The 15863-nt window shown below is 69.9% G+C and carries 14 protein-coding genes; 1 reads left to right on the top strand and 13 read right to left on the bottom strand.

All coding sequences use genetic code 11. The features are described from left to right. Nucleotides 1-8: 8 nt before the first annotated feature. The 13 genes from ftsZ to C1N74_RS05780 form a co-directional block, all read right to left on the bottom strand. On the bottom strand, nt 9-1160 hold the full coding sequence (gene ftsZ / locus C1N74_RS05840) for a cell division protein FtsZ (protein WP_088380394.1): 1152 nt from the start codon (nt 1158-1160) through the stop codon (nt 9-11). 221 nt (nt 1161-1381) lie between these two features. Then, on the bottom strand, nt 1382-2416 hold the full coding sequence (locus C1N74_RS05835; protein ID WP_137750165.1) for an FtsQ-type POTRA domain-containing protein: 1035 nt from the start codon (nt 2414-2416) through the stop codon (nt 1382-1384). A 3-nt stretch (nt 2417-2419) separates the two neighbouring features. Beyond that, complete coding sequence (gene murC / locus C1N74_RS05830; protein ID WP_137750164.1) at nt 2420-3820, bottom strand: UDP-N-acetylmuramate--L-alanine ligase; 1401 nt, start codon at nt 3818-3820, stop codon at nt 2420-2422. A gap of 49 nt (nt 3821-3869) precedes the next feature. Beyond that, nucleotides 3870-4943 carry a glycosyltransferase gene (locus C1N74_RS05825; protein WP_137750163.1) on the bottom strand — a complete coding sequence of 358 codons (1074 nt, stop codon included), beginning with the start codon at nt 4941-4943 and terminating at the stop codon, nt 3870-3872. A 10-nt stretch (nt 4944-4953) separates the two neighbouring features. Then, on the bottom strand, nt 4954-6237 hold the full coding sequence (ftsW, locus tag C1N74_RS05820; RefSeq protein ID WP_023951558.1) for a putative lipid II flippase FtsW: 1284 nt from the start codon (nt 6235-6237) through the stop codon (nt 4954-4956). Continuing rightward, nucleotides 6188-7735, bottom strand: coding sequence for a UDP-N-acetylmuramoyl-L-alanine--D-glutamate ligase (gene murD / locus C1N74_RS05815; RefSeq protein ID WP_137750162.1), 1548 nt, complete (start codon nt 7733-7735; stop codon nt 6188-6190). Before murD ends, ftsW begins: the two co-directional genes overlap by 50 nt. Continuing rightward, nucleotides 7732-8841 carry a phospho-N-acetylmuramoyl-pentapeptide-transferase gene (gene mraY / locus C1N74_RS05810; protein ID WP_023951562.1) on the bottom strand — a complete coding sequence of 370 codons (1110 nt, stop codon included), beginning with the start codon at nt 8839-8841 and terminating at the stop codon, nt 7732-7734. Before mraY ends, murD begins: the two co-directional genes overlap by 4 nt. Beyond that, nucleotides 8838-10250, bottom strand: a complete 1413-nt coding sequence (murF, locus tag C1N74_RS05805) for a UDP-N-acetylmuramoyl-tripeptide--D-alanyl-D-alanine ligase (RefSeq protein WP_064956847.1) — start codon at nt 10248-10250, stop codon at nt 8838-8840. Before murF ends, mraY begins: the two co-directional genes overlap by 4 nt. Nucleotides 10251-10278: 28 nt before the next feature. Continuing rightward, complete coding sequence (locus C1N74_RS05800; RefSeq protein ID WP_023951566.1) at nt 10279-12072, bottom strand: penicillin-binding protein 2; 1794 nt, start codon at nt 12070-12072, stop codon at nt 10279-10281. A gap of 5 nt (nt 12073-12077) precedes the next feature. Continuing rightward, complete coding sequence (locus C1N74_RS05795) at nt 12078-12698, bottom strand: hypothetical protein (RefSeq protein ID WP_023951568.1); 621 nt, start codon at nt 12696-12698, stop codon at nt 12078-12080. Then, entirely contained in the window at nt 12695-13654 is a 960-nt protein-coding gene (gene rsmH / locus C1N74_RS05790; RefSeq protein WP_023951569.1) for a 16S rRNA (cytosine(1402)-N(4))-methyltransferase RsmH, read from the bottom strand. The genes C1N74_RS05795 and rsmH overlap by 4 nt, the downstream gene beginning before the upstream one ends. A 99-nt stretch (nt 13655-13753) precedes the next feature. Then, a complete protein-coding gene (mraZ, locus tag C1N74_RS05785; RefSeq protein WP_023951570.1) occupies nt 13754-14185 on the bottom strand; it encodes a division/cell wall cluster transcriptional repressor MraZ in 432 nt (143 codons plus the stop codon). 152 nt (nt 14186-14337) lie between these two features. After that, nucleotides 14338-14709: a DUF3040 domain-containing protein gene (locus C1N74_RS05780; protein ID WP_023951571.1), complete on the bottom strand. Its 372-nt coding sequence runs from the start codon at nt 14707-14709 to the stop codon at nt 14338-14340. Nucleotides 14710-14777: 68 nt separating this feature from the next. Here C1N74_RS05780 and C1N74_RS05775 point away from each other — a divergent pair, with 68 nt between their 5' ends. Further along, nucleotides 14778-15851 carry a polyprenyl synthetase family protein gene (locus tag C1N74_RS05775; RefSeq protein WP_137750161.1) on the top strand — a complete coding sequence of 358 codons (1074 nt, stop codon included), beginning with the start codon at nt 14778-14780 and terminating at the stop codon, nt 15849-15851. Nucleotides 15852-15863 lie beyond the last annotated feature (12 nt).

Genomic DNA, 15863 nt, shown 5'->3' with positions numbered 1-15863 from the left:
CGATCGGCCTACTTCAGGAAGTCCGGGATGTCGAGGTCGTCATCGCCGAAGACCGAGTCGTATGACTCGCTCTTGGCCGACACCGGCACCGTCTCCTTGGCCTCGCGGCGCTCGGCGGGCTCGGATGCCGCGGCCTCCTCGGCCGGGATCTCGGGGAGGACCGGCGGCGCCGACGGACGCGCGGCCGCGATCGGCTCGATGCGAGCCTGCGGCTCGCCGCCGTCGAACCCTGCCGCGATGACCGTCACGCGCACCTCGTCGCCGAGCGTGTCGTCGATGACCGTACCGAAGATGATGTTCGCCTCGGGGTGCGCGGCCTCCTTGACGAGCTGAGCCGCATCGTTGATCTCGAAGATCCCGAGGTTCGAGCCACCCTGGATCGAGAGCAGCACACCGTGGGCTCCCTCGATCGAGGCTTCGAGCAGAGGCGATTCGACGGCGAGCTCGGCGGCCTTGATCGCGCGATCGGCGCCGCGGGCGGAGCCGATGCCCATGAGCGCCGAACCGGCTCCCTGCATGACCGACTTGACGTCGGCGAAGTCGAGGTTGATGAGACCCGGGGTCGTGATGAGGTCGGTGATGCCCTGGACACCGGCGAGGAGCACCTGGTCGGCGGTCGCGAAGGCCTCGACCATCGAGATGCCGCGATCGCTGATCTCGAGCAGGCGGTCGTTCGGGACGACGATGAGGGTGTCGACTTCTTCCTTGAGCTTCGACACGCCGGCCTCGGCCTGGCTCTGGCGCCGACGACCCTCGAAGGAGAAGGGCTTCGTGACGACACCGATCGTCAGCGCGCCGATCGACTTCGCGATGCGCGCCACGACGGGCGCGCCACCGGTGCCGGTCCCACCACCCTCGCCGGCGGTGACGAACACCATGTCGGCACCCGCGAGCGCCTCCTCGATCTCTTCGGCGTGGTCTTCAGCCGCGCGACGTCCGACCTCGGGGTCGGCGCCGGCACCGAGCCCGCGCGTCAGCTCACGGCCGACGTCGAGCTTGACGTCCGCGTCGCTCATGAGGAGCGCCTGCGCGTCGGTGTTCACCGCGATGAACTCGACACCCCGCAGCCCCAGCTCGATCATCCGGTTGACGGCATTGACGCCGCCACCGCCCACACCGACGACCTTGATCACCGCGAGGTAGTTCTGGTTCTGGCTCATGCCGGCCTCCATCTCGTCCCGAACCCTGCTCGTAAACCTTCAACCTCACGTAGAGGTTTAAAGAATTGCCGGGTATGCAATTCCTGAGTTGAAGCTACGCACTCATGGACTCACCCGGCGGACGTGAGCGGCGTGTCGCGACATCCCGCGTTTCTCGGCTTCGAACAAGGGCGCGCAGACCGTCGTGGCGCCTGGCCCGCGCGGAGCCGATCGGCGGCGGCTCAGCGGACGACGGCCGCCTGCGGCGACGAGACGTCGTAGCCGGAGGCATCCGCTCGCGCGTTCATCAGCGCTTCGAGCGCCTGGACCTTCTTGCCGGAATCAGACGGCCCGCCCCAGACGACCGAACGGCCGTCGGCGAGCGTCAGGGTCACGTCGTTGGGCGTTGTCGCCGATATGACGGTCACCTGGGACCGCAGCGAATCCGGCAGGGATCGGAACACCTGGCCTGCAGCGGCGAAGGTGCTGGAGGACAGACCGCCCTCGACCTCGAGGAGCGGCTGTCCCGCGGGCGGCTCGGGGGTCGTCGAGAGGGCGACCCCGGCCGCGTCGACGAGCGTGTAGCCGGCCTCGCCCTGCACGGCGCCCACCGGCGTCCGCTCGACGATGCGCACCACCAGCTCATGCGGGGGCCTGGCCTCGAGACTGTAGGACTCGACCAACGGGAACGAGACCAGCGCCGCCTTGACGGCGCTCTCGTCGACGAGGGGCATCGGCGTGCCCACCTGACCCGCCAGCGCCGTCTCCACGGCCGCCGCATCGAGCTGCGAGGTGCCGACGATCGTGATGCGCTCGACGGCGAACAACGGGCTGTAGGCGGCACCGATCGACCCGAGGACGAGCGCGACCAGCACGCCCGCGGAGACCAGCCAGATGCGTCTGCGCCGACGTTGGCGTGCCGTGAAGCGCCGCACCTCGCGGCGGAGCGCACGCCGACGCGCACGCGCGGCGCCCCAGAGGTCGCGCGCCGTGAGCGGGCGATCCGCGGCGTCGGCGTCCGCGGCATCCGGAGGCGGCGTCGTGGGCTCCGCTCGCGCCGGAGGGTCGAACGGGATGATCGGGGCGATTCCGTAGTCGCGGCCGCGCTGGTGCCATAGTTCCTCGACGGGCTCGGTCCGCGTCGAGTCCGGTGAGGCGACCGCGGTCACATCGCCCGCGTCCTGCCCCGCAGGGGCGCGACGCTTCGCGGATGCGCCTGCGCCGTCCTGCCCGCCGGCGGGCCGTGACGAGGGCGGCAGCGGACTCGGGCGGCGCACCGGCTAGTCCTCCGCCCGGGCGAGAGCGTCGAGCACCTGCGGGATGATCAGGTTCACGTTCCCGCAGCCCAGAGTGACGATGAAGTCGCCGTCGCGCGCGACACCGGCCGTGTAGTCCGCCGCTTCCTGCCAGTCGGCGACGAAGTGCACGCGGCCGGCGTCGGCGAACGCGCCGCTGACGAGCTCGCCGGTGACGCCGGGAACCGGGTCTTCGCGGGCCCCGTAGACGTCGAGGACGACGGTGTGGTCGGCGTGCGTCTCGAGGACGTCGGCGAACTCGCGGAACATCTCCTGGGTCCGCGAGTACGTGTGCGGCTGGTGAAGGGCGATGATGCGCCCGTCCCCCACGACCGTCCGTGCTGCGGAGAGCGCCGCCGCCACCTCGGTCGGGTGATGGGCGTAGTCGTCGTACACACTGACACCGCGCGTGACCCCGTGGAGCTCGAAGCGCCGCGCCGTGCCCCCGAAGCCCTCGACAGCGCGCAGCGCGCGCTCGAGCTCGTACCCGAGGGCGGTCAGCACCGCCACGGCTCCCGCGGCGTTGATCGCGTTGTGGGCGCCCGGCACCGAGAGGCGCCCGTGGACCGTCTCGTCGCCTACGGTGAGCGAGAACGACACCGGACCGTCGGTCACGATGTCCGAGACCCGCACGTCCGCGTCGGCGGCCTCGCCGAACGTGATGACCCGCCGGTGCGTGAGTGCCGCCGCGACGCGGCCCGCACCGGGGTCGTCGGCCGAGATGACGACGGCTTCGCGGGCACCGTCGGCGAAGCGGACGAACCCGTCGTAGAACGCGTCGCGCGTCTGCCAGTGGTCCAGGTGATCCGGATCGACGTTGGTGATGAGCGCGATCGAGGTGTCGTAGAGCAGGAAGGTGCCGTCGGACTCGTCCGCTTCGATCACGAAGACATCGTCGTCGCCGGTCGCGCTCGAGACGCCCAGATCAGCGATGACGCCGCCGTTGACGAAGGTCGGACGGGTGCCGAGACCGCGCAGCGCCGTGACGATCATGCCGGTGGAGGTCGTCTTGCCGTGTGCTCCGGCCACCGAGACGAGCCGGCGGCCGCCGATGAGCCAGTGCAGCGCCTGCGAACGGTGGATGACGTGCAGCCCGCGCTCCTTGGCGAGGAGAAACTCCGGGTTCTCGGGCCAGATCGCTCCCGTGTGGACGACCGTGTCGGCGTCGTCAGGCAGGTGTGCCGCGTCGTGTCCGACGTGGACATCGGCTCCGCGGGCCGCGAGCGCGCGCATCGCGGGGCTGTCGGCACGGTCGGAGCCCGAGACGCGGATGCCGCGGTCGAGGAACATCCCGGCGAGGCCGGACATGCCCGATCCACCGATGCCGATGAAGTGCGCGGCGGTGATGTCGGCGGGGATCGGGAGGCTCAAGTCGGGTCTGATCATGACCCGTCAAGTCTAGGTCGCCCGGCTGAGAGGACCGCCCGCCACGCCCTCAGCGTCGCTGCGCCGCGTCGAGGAGTTCCACGACGTTGGCCGCCCCGTCGCGTATGCCGATCGACGCGGCAGCGCGCCGCATCCGGTCGAGCTCGTCACGGTCTCTCAGCAGGGGAACGACCTCCGAGCGCACGCGGTCGGGCGTGAAGTCGGCGTCGTCGATGATGCGCGCAGCACCGGCTCGAACCGCTCCCGCGGCGTTCAGCGCCTGCTCGCCGTTGCCCACGGCATAGGGGACGTAAACCGCCGGTATGCCGAGCGCGCTGACCTCGCTCACGGTCGCCGCCCCCGAACGCGAGACCACGACGTCCGCGAGAGCGAACGCGAGATCCATCCGATCGAGGTACGGGACGACCCGGTAGTCGGGCGACGGCGCCTCGGACACCTCGTTGCGCTCCCCCGCGGCGTGCAGCACCTGCCAGCCGGCGTCGACGATGTCCCGCCACGAACCCGTGAGCGCCTCGTTGAGCCGGCGTGCCCCCAGCGAGCCGCCGAAGACCAGGACGACCGGGCGCGCCGGGTCGAGACCGAAGGCGGCCGCGGCTTCGTCGCGCCGCGCTGAGCGATCGAGGTCGACGATCTCGCGGCGGAGCGGCATCCCGACCACCTGAGCACCGCGAAGCGGCGTCCCTTCGAACACGGTGCCGGTCGCGGCGGCCTTCCGCGCTCCGAGGACGTTAGCGAGGCCGGGACGCGCGTTCGCCTCGTGGACGACGTAGGGAACGCCCTCCCGGCGTGCGGCGACGTAGGCCGGGGCGGCCGCGTAGCCGCCGAATCCCGCGACGACGTCGACGCCGCGTTCGCGGATGGAGGTGCGGACCTGCGCGACCGCCCGCAGCCAGCGGGCGGGGAACCGGACCGCGGCACCGTTCGGACGACGCGGGAACGGCACCTTGTCGACGATGAGGAGTTCGTACCCGCGCTCGGGGACCAGACGCGACTCGAGGCCCTCGCGCGTACCCAGCACGAGAACGGTGTCGTCGGGACGTCGGGCGCGGAGTTCGTCGGCGACGGAGAGCAACGGGTTCACGTGTCCCGCTGTTCCGCCGCCCGCCAGAAGGTAGGTGGTCACCGGAACGAGCCTACCGGCGGGCGGACCCTGCCCGAGCGGGCACCGGCCGCGCCGGGCGCGCCCCCGAGGCCACGTCGAGCGCGGGCACGCGCACCGGCAGCGTTCGCGCGAACGACAGCAGCACTCCCGTGGCGAGCAGTCCGGAGACGAGCGAGGTGCCGCCCTGAGACATGAACGGCAGCGGGACGCCGAGGACCGGGAAGACGCGCAGCACGACGCCGATGTTGATGAGAGCCTGGCCCACGATCCAGATCGTGATGCCGCCCGCGACGATGCGCACGAACGGGTCGTTGGTCTTTCGGATGATGTGGAAGGCGCCGACGGCGTAGAGGGCGAACAGACCGAGCACGACGGCGCAGCCGATGAGCCCGAGCTCCTCCCCCACGATCGCGAAGATGTAGTCGTTCGCCGCGGCCGGCAGCCACTGGTACTTCTCGCGGGAGTTGCCCAGACCGAGCCCGAAGATCCCACCGCTCGCGAGGGCCCAGACGCCGTGGAGCGGCTGGTAGCACGAGCCCGCGTCGGCGAAGTAGCAGTCGGTCGAATCGACGTTGAGGAAGCTCATGATGCGAGCCATGCGGTTGGGGCTCGTCACCGCGAACACCGCGGCGGCCGCCACGACGAGGATCAGGGGGATCACGAACAGGCGCAGCTTGACGCCGGAGAAGAACAGGCAGCCGAGAAGTATCGCCATGAGGATCATCGCCGTCCCCAGGTCGTGTCCGCCCATGACGGTGCCGATCACGAGCGTGCCGACGGGCACCACCGGGATGAACACATGCTGCCACTTCGACAGGAGCGTCTGCTTGCGGTACAGCACGAACCCCAGCCAGATCGCGAGCGCGAGCTTGAGGAACTCCGACGGCTGCGCCTGGAACCCGAACAGGGAGATCCAGTTCGTGTTCCCGTCGTTGTGGACGCCCAGGCCCGGGACGAAGACGAGCAGCTGCAACGCGATGCCGAGGCCGAGCGCCGGCCACGCGATGCGCTTCCAGAACCGCAGCGGCATCCGGCCCGCGATGAACATGAGCGGGATGCCGAGGAGCGCGAAAACCGCCTGCTTGAGAACCGTCTCGAACGGACTCGCGTTCGCCGTCGCCATCGTGGCCGAGAGGACCATCACGAGACCGAAGCCGGTCAGGATGAGAGCGGTCGACGCGAGCAGCAGGAACTCGCTGGGGACCGGGGCGAAGACGCGCCCCAGTGACACGCGTGCGGCGAACCCGCTGCGCGCCGGGCCGTCGTCAGCGAGGTTCGTCGGTGGCGGCGTCGGGCGGCTCGGCGTCGTGGTCACCGTCTCCCCTTCCGATCCGTTCGCGCACGGCGTCCGCGAAGCGGCGACCGCGGTCTGCGTAGGAGGCGAACTGATCGAACGAGGCGGCTGCGGGAGCGAGGAGGACGACGTCTCCGGCACCCGCGACCTCGGCCGCCAGTTCGACGACCCGTGCCATGACATCCTCAGTCTGAGTCGCCTCGACCTCGATCACCGGAACCGCCGGGGCGTGTCGCGCGAACGCGGCGAGCACGGCCGTGCGGTCCTCACCGATGACGATGGCGGCCTTCGTCGCCGCGCCGCGCCCGGCGACGAGCGCGGAGATGTCGACACCCTTGAGAAGGCCGCCCACGACCCAGATCGCGCCCGGGAAGGCGGCAAGCGACGACGCCGCGGCGTGCGGGTTGGTCGCCTTGGAGTCGTCGACCCAGGTCACGCCCGCCACCCGGGCGACGACTTGGATCCGGTGGGGATCGAGGCGGAACGCCAGGACGGCGGCGCGGATGGCGGCCGGCTCGACGTCCAGGGATCGTGCGAGCGCGGCAGCGGCCAGGATGTTCGCGACGATGTGCGGAGCCGCGAGGTCTCGCGCCGCGAGCTCGGCGACCGTCGTCAGTTCGAGAGCCGAAGCGCGCCGATCCTCGTGGAAGGCGCGGTCGACGAGGATGCCGTCGACGACGCCGAGATCGCTCGGGCCGGGCACGCCCAGGTCGAAGCCGATGGCGCGGCAGCCCTCGACGACCTCGGCCTCCTCGACCATCTCACGCGTGGCGACATCCGCCTTGTTGTAGACGCAGGCGACGCGGGTGTTCTCGTACACCGCGGCCTTGGCGTCGCGATAGGCGGCGAACGAGCCGTGCCACTCGAGGTGGTCGTCCGCCAGGTTCAGGCAGACACTCGCGTGCGGCGAGAGCCGATCGGGGCCTTCGGCCAGTCCCAGGTACCAGAGCTGGTGACTCGACACCTCGACGACCAGGACGTCGAAACCTCCCGGATCGCGGACCGCGTCGAGCACCGGCACGCCGATGTTGCCGCAGGGCGCGGCACGCAGTCCCCCGGCGGCGAGCATCGCGGCCGTGAGCTGCGTCGTGGTGGTCTTGCCGTTCGTGCCCGTGATGAGCACCCAGTCGGCTGGGCGTCCGTCGGGGCGGACGACCTTGTCGCGCACGCGCCATGCCAGTTCGATGTCGCCCCACACGGCGATGCCGCTCTCGCGCGCCCATCGGATGACGGGATGATGCGGCGGGAACCCCGGCGAGGCGACGACGACGTCGGGCGCGTGAGCCGCCACCGCGTCGGGGACGCTCTGCAGCGAGCCATCGTGCAGCGCGACGCCGATGACCGGCAGGAGCCGCGCGTATTCGGCATCCGCTCCCTCTGTCGCCACGAGGACGTCAGCGCCGAGTTCGGCGAGGGTGTCGGCCACCGAGAAACCAGTGACCGAGAGTCCGAGGACCACGACGCGGAGGCCGCGCCAGTCGGCGTTCCAGCTCGTCAGATCGTGCAGGCGCGCGGTCATACCGCCGCCAGCCAGGCCACGTAGAAGAGACCGACGCCGCCGACGGCGAGCATCCCGGCGATGATCCACATCCGCACGACGATCGTCACCTCGGGCCACCCGCGCATCTCGAGATGGTGGTGGAACGGGCTCATGAGGAAGAGGCGCTTACCGCCGGTCGCCTTGAAGTAGTACCGCTGGAGGATCACCGAGCCGGGGGCGATGATGAAGACGCCGGCGATGATGACCGCGAGCAGCTCGGTGCGCGAGAGCACGGCCATGGCGACGATGACGCCGCCGATCGCCATCGATCCGACGTCGCCCATGAAGATCTTGGCCTTCGGCGCGTTCCACCAGAGGAACCCGACGAGCGCGCCCACGAAGGACGCAGAGATGATCGTGAGGTCCATCGGATCGTTCGTCGTGTAGCACGCGGCCTCGTATGCCGGCACGAGCGCGCCGCTGGCGCACCGCTGCTGGAACTGCCAGAACGTCACGAGGCTGTACGCGGACACCGTGAAGATGCCCGCGCCGGTCGCGAGCCCGTCGAGACCATCGGTCAGGTTGGTGGCGTTGGACCACGCGACGGCTTGGAAGGAGATCCACGCGAGGTACAGGAGCCAGCCGGCGACACCGCCCAGCGCCATGAACGACAGCCAGTCGATGTCGCGGAACAGCGAGATGAAGGGGCGTCCGACCGGCTCACCGCCGTCGTTGGGCACGAGCAGGGCGAGGACTCCGAACGAGACGGCCACGATGACCTGTCCGGCGACCTTCCGCCATCCGGAGAGCCCGAGGCTTCGCTGCGAGCGGACCTTCATGTAGTCGTCGATGAATCCGACGATTCCCAGCCCGACCATCATCCAGATGACGAGCAGACCCGACATCGACGGCGGCGCGCCACCGGTCAGCGTGCCGACGAGGTAGCCGACGATCGTGCCGATGATGAAGATGATGCCGCCCATCGTGGGCGTCCCGCGCTTGGCGTGGTGGCTCGGGTTGGTCGCGTCGTCGGGCGTGCGGATGACCTGACCCCAGCCCAGCTTCTCGAAGAGCCGGATGAACAGGGGGGTCAGGAAGAGTGTGAACGCGAGGGAGATCGTCGCGGCCGTCAGCAGGGATCTCACGAGAAGAATTCTCCCAGACGATCACCGAGGTGCCGCAGTCCGGCGGAGTTCGACGACTTCACGAGCACGCGGTCACCGGCGCGCAGCTCCTCGATCAGGTAGTCGTAGGCGGCGTCGGCGTCCGCGAAGAACACCGCCTCGCCGTCCCAAGACCCCTCGCCGACGGCGGCGAGGTAGAGCCGACGCGCTTCGGCGCCGACGACGACGATCCGCTCGATCCGCAGACGGACCGCCTGCAGGCCGACCCGGTCGTGCTCATCGCCCGCGAACTCGCCGAGCTCGCTCATCGCGCCCAGCACCGCGACCTTGCGCTCGCCCGGCTGCGTGATCTGCGCGAGGGTGCGCAGCGCTGCGGCCATCGAGTCGGGGCTCGCGTTGTAGGCGTCGTTGATGATCCGCACCGAGTCCGACCCGAGCGGCTGCATCCGCCAGCGTTCGGCGATCTCGACGGTCTCGAGTCGCTCGACGGCATCCTCGAGCGCGACACCCAGCTCGAGAGCGGCGGTGATGGCAGCCAGCGCGTTCATGACGTGGTGCTCGCCGAGCACCCGGAGCCGCAACGGCATGCGCTGATCTCCGACGACGACGACGCAGGTCGTCCCCGACGCGTCCACCTCGACGTCGTCCGCTCGCACCTCGGCTGCGGCGCCCCGTCCGAACCAGCGGACGCGCACGCCGCGCGCTTCGGCGACTGCCGCCATCGTCGCGACGCGCGCGTCGTCGGCGTTGAGGACGGCCACGCCGCCGGGGCGGACCGCCTCGACCAGCTCCGTCTTGGCCTTCAGCGTCGCCTCGACGCCGCCGAAGCCGCCGGCGTGGGCCATGCCGACCATGAGCACCACCCCGACGTCCGGGGTCACGAGGCCCGCAAGACGCCTGATCTGACCCGAGCCGTCGGCACCGAACTCGCTGACGAGGTAGCGGGTGTCGTCGGCGACGCGGAGCATGGTCAAGGGAGCACCCACGGAGTTGTTGAACGATGCCCGCGGCGCGACCGTCGGACCCTCGCCCTCGAGGATGCGCGCGAGGAGGTTCTTCGTCGTGGTCTTGCCGTTGGAGCCGGTGATCCCCACGACACGGAGATCACCCGTCGCGCGCACGCGTCCGACCACCTCGCGAGCGAGGTCGGCCAGTGCCGTCACCGCGTCGGCGACGACGATCTGCGTGATGTCGGCATCGACGAGGTGCTCGACGATCGCGAGCGCGGCTCCGGCTTCGGCGGCCGCCGGCACGAAGAGATGGCCGTCGGTGGCCTCGCCCGGCTTGGCCACGAAGACGTCGCCCGGGCCGATGTTCCGCGAGTCCGTGTCGACCGTCCCCCCGACTCGGGTGTCGGGAGAGTCGCCGCCGGCGACGTGGAGGGTGCCGGAGAGCACCCGGGCGATATCGGACAACGGAAGGGAGATCATGTTCAATCCTCGGACGCGCTCACGCGCATCACTGGGTCACGGGGAGCAGTGGCGTCTGCGAGTCGGACGGCATGATCCGGTAGTGCTTGAGCACCTGGGTCATGGCCTTCTGGAACGCCGGCCGGTTGGCTGCCGACAGACGCAGGGTCTTCGGCTCGTCGAATGCCGTCAGGACAACATACTTCGGATCGTCGGCGGGTGCGTAGCCGACCAGCGACGTGTAGTACAGGTTGTCCTTATATGCACCGGTGTTCGGGTCGACCTTCTGAGCGGTACCGGTCTTGCCCGCCATCCGGTATCCGGGGATCGCGATGTCATCGGCGAGCGTGCCCTGAGCGAAGACGTTCTCGAGCATCTCGCTGACCTGGGTCGCGGTGCTCTCTTTGATGACGCGCACCGGCTCCGGCAGATCGGGCTTGGTGACCGTGCCGTCGGACGCCGTGCAGGACTCGACGAGGCTCAGCGGCTCACGCACACCGCCGTTGGCGATCGTCTGGTAGACCGATGCCACCTGCGGAGCCGTGACGGTGAACGCCTGACCGAACGTCGTCGTGTAGTAGGTCTGGTTGTCCCACTGGTCGGTCGGGATGTAGGTGCCCTTCGGCTCCCCCGACCAGTTGAGCGCCGTTCCCTCACCGACACCGAACTTCTTCAGGTACTCGAGCCGGGTCTCCGGGTCGACCTGCGAGCCGAACTGCGACAGAGCGACGTTCGACGAGGTGACGAGTCCTCCGGTGAGGGTCAGGTTCTGGGCTTCGTGGTGCTCCGAGTCGTTGACGACGGCGCCGTTGGGGAACTCCATCCGGTCGGGTGACCATGCGGTGGAGAGCGGCGTCAGGCCGGCCGCCTCGATCGCGGTCGCCGCCGTGACGGGCTTGAACGTCGAGCCCGGCTCGTACGAGTCGCGGAAGAGGCGGCTGCCCCGGTCCGCGGGATCGGATGCCGCGATGTCGTTGAGGTCGACGCTGGGATATTCGGCGGCGGCGCGGATCTTGCCGGTTGCGACCTCCACGACGAGGATCGACCCGCTCTCCGCCCCGAGGTTCTGGGTCTGCTCGGCGATCAGCTGCTGCATGTACCACTGCAGGTCGCGATCGATCGTGAGCTGCAGCGTCCCGCCGTTGACCGGGGCCGGGTCCTCGACCTCGGTGCCGGGGATGACGACGCCGTCGAGACCCCGCATGTAGCGGATCTTCCCGTCGCTGCTCTGCAGACACGAGTTCTGCAGGGCTTCCATCCCCTCGAGAGGCGTCTCGTCCGAGCCGACGAAGCCGATGACGTTGCCCGCGACGGCACCGTCGGGGTAGGTGCGATGCGGGTGAGGGTCGAAGCCGACGAAGGGCAGCTTGAGGTCGGCGAGGGCACGATACTGCTCGGTGGAGATCCCCCGCTCGAGGTAGGCGAAACGCGAGTCCGGGTCGGCGGCGACAGCGGTCGTGACGATGCTCTCGACCTCGGCGGCGTCCTGCCCGGTGACAGCGGCGATCTCGGCTGCCAGCTCGGGCCACGTGACCGTGATGGTCTGTCCGTCGTCGCTCTTGCGCTTGATTCCCTCGACCGCCAGCTTCGGGTCGATCTTCGCGTCGTAGACGGAGGTCGTCGTGGCCAGCGTCGCGCCGTTGGCGTCGGTGATGTCGCCGCGCGTGCCGAACAGGTCGGTCCCGGCCTCCATCGCGAGGTTGCGTGCGTCCGCCTCGTGCTCGTCGGCATTCACGACCTGGATGTCGACGAGCCGGACGATGAACGAGACGACGACGATCAGGACGACGAGGAGTGCGACGACCGTACGGCGGCGCGGACTGCGGGTGGCTCGTGTCGTCATGGTTCTCAGTGTGTGCTCGGGGCGGGCAATCCGTCTGCGATGGGCGGGGGTGTCGCATGATCGGCGCCCACCAGCTCGTCCGTGCTCGTGCCGCTCTCGAGGCTCGCGGCAGGGTCGGTCACCAGCGGAACCCCGGCGACGAGCGAGTTCGCCACGGCGGCGCGACCGAGGGCGTCGACGTTCGAGTGCGATCCGGCCGCACTCGCCGAGCCCAGCACGGCGCCGTCGCTGAGCCGCAAGTAGCTCGGCGATTCGGCGATGACCATACCCAGTGCCGTCGCATTCGCCGCGAGGTACTGGGGCGAGGCGAGCCCGGCGAGGTCATCCTGGATGATCTGCTTCTGCCAGGTGAGCTGACGCTGCTGCTGCGAGAGCGCCGAGATCTCGTATGAGGTCTGCGTGGTGAGGATCGACAGCCCCATCTGGACTGCACCGATGAGAACGGCACCCGACACGGCGATGATGCCGTAGAGCATGCGGGGGCGGCGGCGGCGCGCGGCGCCGGTGACCAGCCGCAGATCGCGCTGGCGTTCGCGCTCACCCTCGCGCGGGAGCCGGCCGGGGACGCTCGCGAAGAAGTCGTCGCCGAGCGGTGAGGGGATGCGGGCGGTGTTGTCGGCGGTCACGAGGCCTCCCTCATCCGTTCCGCCGCGCGCAGCCGAACCGGCGTCGCGCGGGGATTGCGTTCACGTTCTTCCTCGGATGCCAGCTCCGCGCCTCGGACCAGCAGTCGGAACCGCGGCGCGTGCTCGGGCAGCTCGACCGGCAGACCGCTGGGCGCGGTCGAGGACGATGCCTCGGCCAGCACGCGCTTGACCGCGCGGTCCTCGAGCGACTGGTAGGACATCACGACGATGCGTCCGCCCACGGCGAGGGCCTCGAGCGCGGCGGGAAGCGCGCGCTCGAGCACCGCCAGCTCGGCGTTCACCTCGATGCGCAGCGCCTGGAACACGCGCTTGGCGGGGTGTCCCGCACGATCGCGCTGCACGGCGACCGGCGTCGCGGCGATGAGCACGTCGACGAGCTCGCCGGAACGGGTGAGCGGAGCACGGCCGCGGGCTTCGATGATCGCTCGCGCGTACCGCCCGGCCAGCTTCTCCTCGCCGTAGCGCTCGAAGATGCGACGCAGGTTGCCCTCGCTGTATGTCGCGAGGATGTCGGCTGCGGTCGTTCCCGCGGTCTGATCCATCCGCATGTCGAGGGGCGCGTCCTGCGCGTACGCGAATCCGCGGTCCGCTTCGTCGAGCTGCAGCGATGACACGCCCAGGTCGAACAGGATGCCGTCGACGCGGCGGATGCCGAGGGAGTCGAGCGCCTCGCGGATGCCGTCGTACACGGTGTGCACGAGGGCGACGCGGTCGCCGAACCGGGCGAGGCGCTCCCCCGCGATGCGGAGTGCGTCGGTGTCGCGGTCGAGCCCGACCAGCCGCACGCCCGGGAACCTCTCGAGAAGCGCCTCGGAGTGACCGCCCATGCCCTCGGTGGCATCGACGACGACGGCGCCCTCGCGCTGCAGGGCGGGGGCGAGCAGCTCGACGCAGCGGTCGAGCAGGACGGGGGTGTGGATGTCGTCGTTCGTCATGATCGTGGCGGGACGGCCCCGGAGCCCTGATCCCCCTCCGCTGCGACCTGACACCGGGGAAGTGCGTCAGGGCCAGCGGCTGAGGATCACGGCCACGGGTCAGAAGAGTCCGGGGATCACCTCCTGCTCCATGTCGGAGTAGGCGTCTTCGTTGCCGGCGGCGTAGGCGTTCCAGGCGTCGGCATCCCAGATCTCGGCGTGCGCGCCGACACCGGTCATCACCAGTTCGCGCCCCAGCCCGGCGTAGGTGCGCAGGTGCGGTGGGACGGTGATGCGGTTCTGGCTGTCGGGCTTCTCCGCGCTCGCGCCGGACAGGAACATGCGCTGGAAGTCACGGGCCTGCTTGTTCGTCAGGGGCGCTTCGCGGATGCGCTCGTACACGCGCTCGAACTCCACGGTGCTGAACACGTAGAGGCACCGCTCCTGGCCGCGCGTCACGACGACACCGGGGCCGAGGTCGTCGCGGAATTTGGCGGGGAGGATGACGCGGCCCTTCTCGTCGAGCTTGGGGGTGTGCGTGCCGAGAAGCATGGTGCTCCACCACCCCCTCCCGGCCCGTCGGTGCGCACCACTTTACTCCACTTTCCTCCACTTCACTATGGCAATGACGCCTGTTCCTCCCCCGGAGCACAAAAAAGAGCACCGACCCGAAGGTCGGTGCTCTGAAGGTGAAGCGGGATACGTCAGCGTTCGCCGTTGCGACGATCCCATCGGTCGTTCATGCGATCCATGAAACTCGACGACCGGGCAGCAGGCTTTCGCGTGCCGGTCGTGGCAGTGGGACGGCTTGCGGTCCCGTTGCGAGAGGGCGTCAGCGCCAGGACGACGCCGCCGACCATCACGAGGAAGGCGACGACGCCGATTGCGATGATGCTGCTCGAGACACCGGCGATCAGCCCGCCGAGGCCGAGGAGGACGAGGACCGCTCCGTAGACGATGTTGCGGTAGCTGAGGGACTGACCTTCGCGCGGAGCACTGACGACGTCTGCTTCATTGCGCATGAGATGGCGTTCCATCTCGTCGAGCAGCCGCTGCTCCTGTTCTGACAGTGGCATGCATCCCCCTCTGTTCGGGTACCGGTGCGCCCGATTCTACGCGCGCTGATGAGAACTAGGCTAGGCCTGTGACGAGCTCCACCGACCCGATCTCGACCGTTTCCCAGCGACTGGAAAGCTTCGCATCGGATCGGCGGGCCGAGGTCGCCGATCTCGGGGCCGAAGCGGCCGATTTCGTCGACCGCGCCCTTGCCACCGTCGCCGGCGGCAAGCGATTGCGCGCCCGGTTCCTGACGGCGGGTCACGCGGCAGCCGGCGCCTCCGCCGTACGCACCGACATCGCGGGTGTCGCCGCTTCGCTCGAGATCTTCCACGCGGCAGCCCTGGTGCACGACGATCTCGTCGACAACTCCGACACGCGGCGCGGCCGCCCCGCCGCTCACCGGGCTCTTGAGGACGGACACCGAGGTTCCGAATGGCAGGGCGACGCCGACGCCTTCGGGCGCGCCGCGGCGATCCTGCTCGGCGATCTGCTGATCGCCTGGAGCGATGACCTCCTCGAAGACGCCATCGACGGGCATCCCTACGCCTCGGACGTGCGCCGCCAATACGCGACGATGCGCCGTGACGTCACCGTCGGACAGTACCTGGACGTCGCCGAAGAGGCGGCCTGGGCCACGGCGCCCGACGCAGAGCACGCCGCGCGCGCTCTGCGCGTCGCCTCGTACAAGTCGGCCCGGTACAGCGTGCAGCAGCCGCTTCTGATCGGCGCGGCGCTCGGCGGCGCCACCCCGCCGCAACGCGAGGCCCTCGCCGATTTCGGTCATGCCGTCGGGCTCGCCTTCCAACTGCGCGACGACGTCCTCGGAGTCTTCGGCGACGCGGCGGTGACGGGAAAGCCCTCCGGCGATGATCTCCGCGAGGGCAAGCGGACCGTTCTCATCGCGTACGCCCGCGAAGCGATGGATGACGCCGGTCGGGCGGAACTCGACGAGGCACTCGGCGACCGGACGCTCGATGAGGCGACGATCGCGCGACTGCAGAAGGTCATCGAGGACAGCGGCGCGGTCCGGCGCCTCGAGAGCGAGATCGATCGCCTTTCCGCCGCGGCCGATGCCGCGCTCGAGAACGCACCCATCGGGGAGCCGGAGGTCGCCGCGCTCCGCGAGATCGCCGACGCGGCGATCCGGCGGTCTGCCTGACCCGCGCCTGAG

The organism is Microbacterium sp. SGAir0570 (genome assembly GCF_005491085.2).
GTDB lineage: Bacteria > Actinomycetota > Actinomycetes > Actinomycetales > Microbacteriaceae > Microbacterium > Microbacterium arborescens.
This window is presented reverse-complemented; position numbering and strand designations above follow the sequence as displayed.

What these genes read in the sequence shown, in the direction of transcription:
- C1N74_RS05800 (WP_023951566.1), bottom strand. Translation starts at nt 12,072, where the DNA reads ATGACGACACGAGCCACCCGCAGTCCGCGCCGCCGTACGGTCGTCGCA.
- mraZ (WP_023951570.1), bottom strand. Translation starts at nt 14,185, where the DNA reads ATGCTTCTCGGCACGCACACCCCCAAGCTCGACGAGAAGGGCCGCGTC.
- murC (WP_137750164.1), bottom strand. Translation starts at nt 3,820, where the DNA reads ATGATCAGACCCGACTTGAGCCTCCCGATCCCCGCCGACATCACCGCC.
- C1N74_RS05780 (WP_023951571.1), bottom strand. Translation starts at nt 14,709, where the DNA reads ATGCCACTGTCAGAACAGGAGCAGCGGCTGCTCGACGAGATGGAACGC.
- murD (WP_137750162.1), bottom strand. Translation starts at nt 7,735, where the DNA reads ATGACCGCGCGCCTGCACGATCTGACGAGCTGGAACGCCGACTGGCGC.
- rsmH (WP_023951569.1), bottom strand. Translation starts at nt 13,654, where the DNA reads ATGACGAACGACGACATCCACACCCCCGTCCTGCTCGACCGCTGCGTC.
- murF (WP_064956847.1), bottom strand. Translation starts at nt 10,250, where the DNA reads ATGATCTCCCTTCCGTTGTCCGATATCGCCCGGGTGCTCTCCGGCACC.
- ftsZ (WP_088380394.1), bottom strand. Translation starts at nt 1,160, where the DNA reads ATGAGCCAGAACCAGAACTACCTCGCGGTGATCAAGGTCGTCGGTGTG.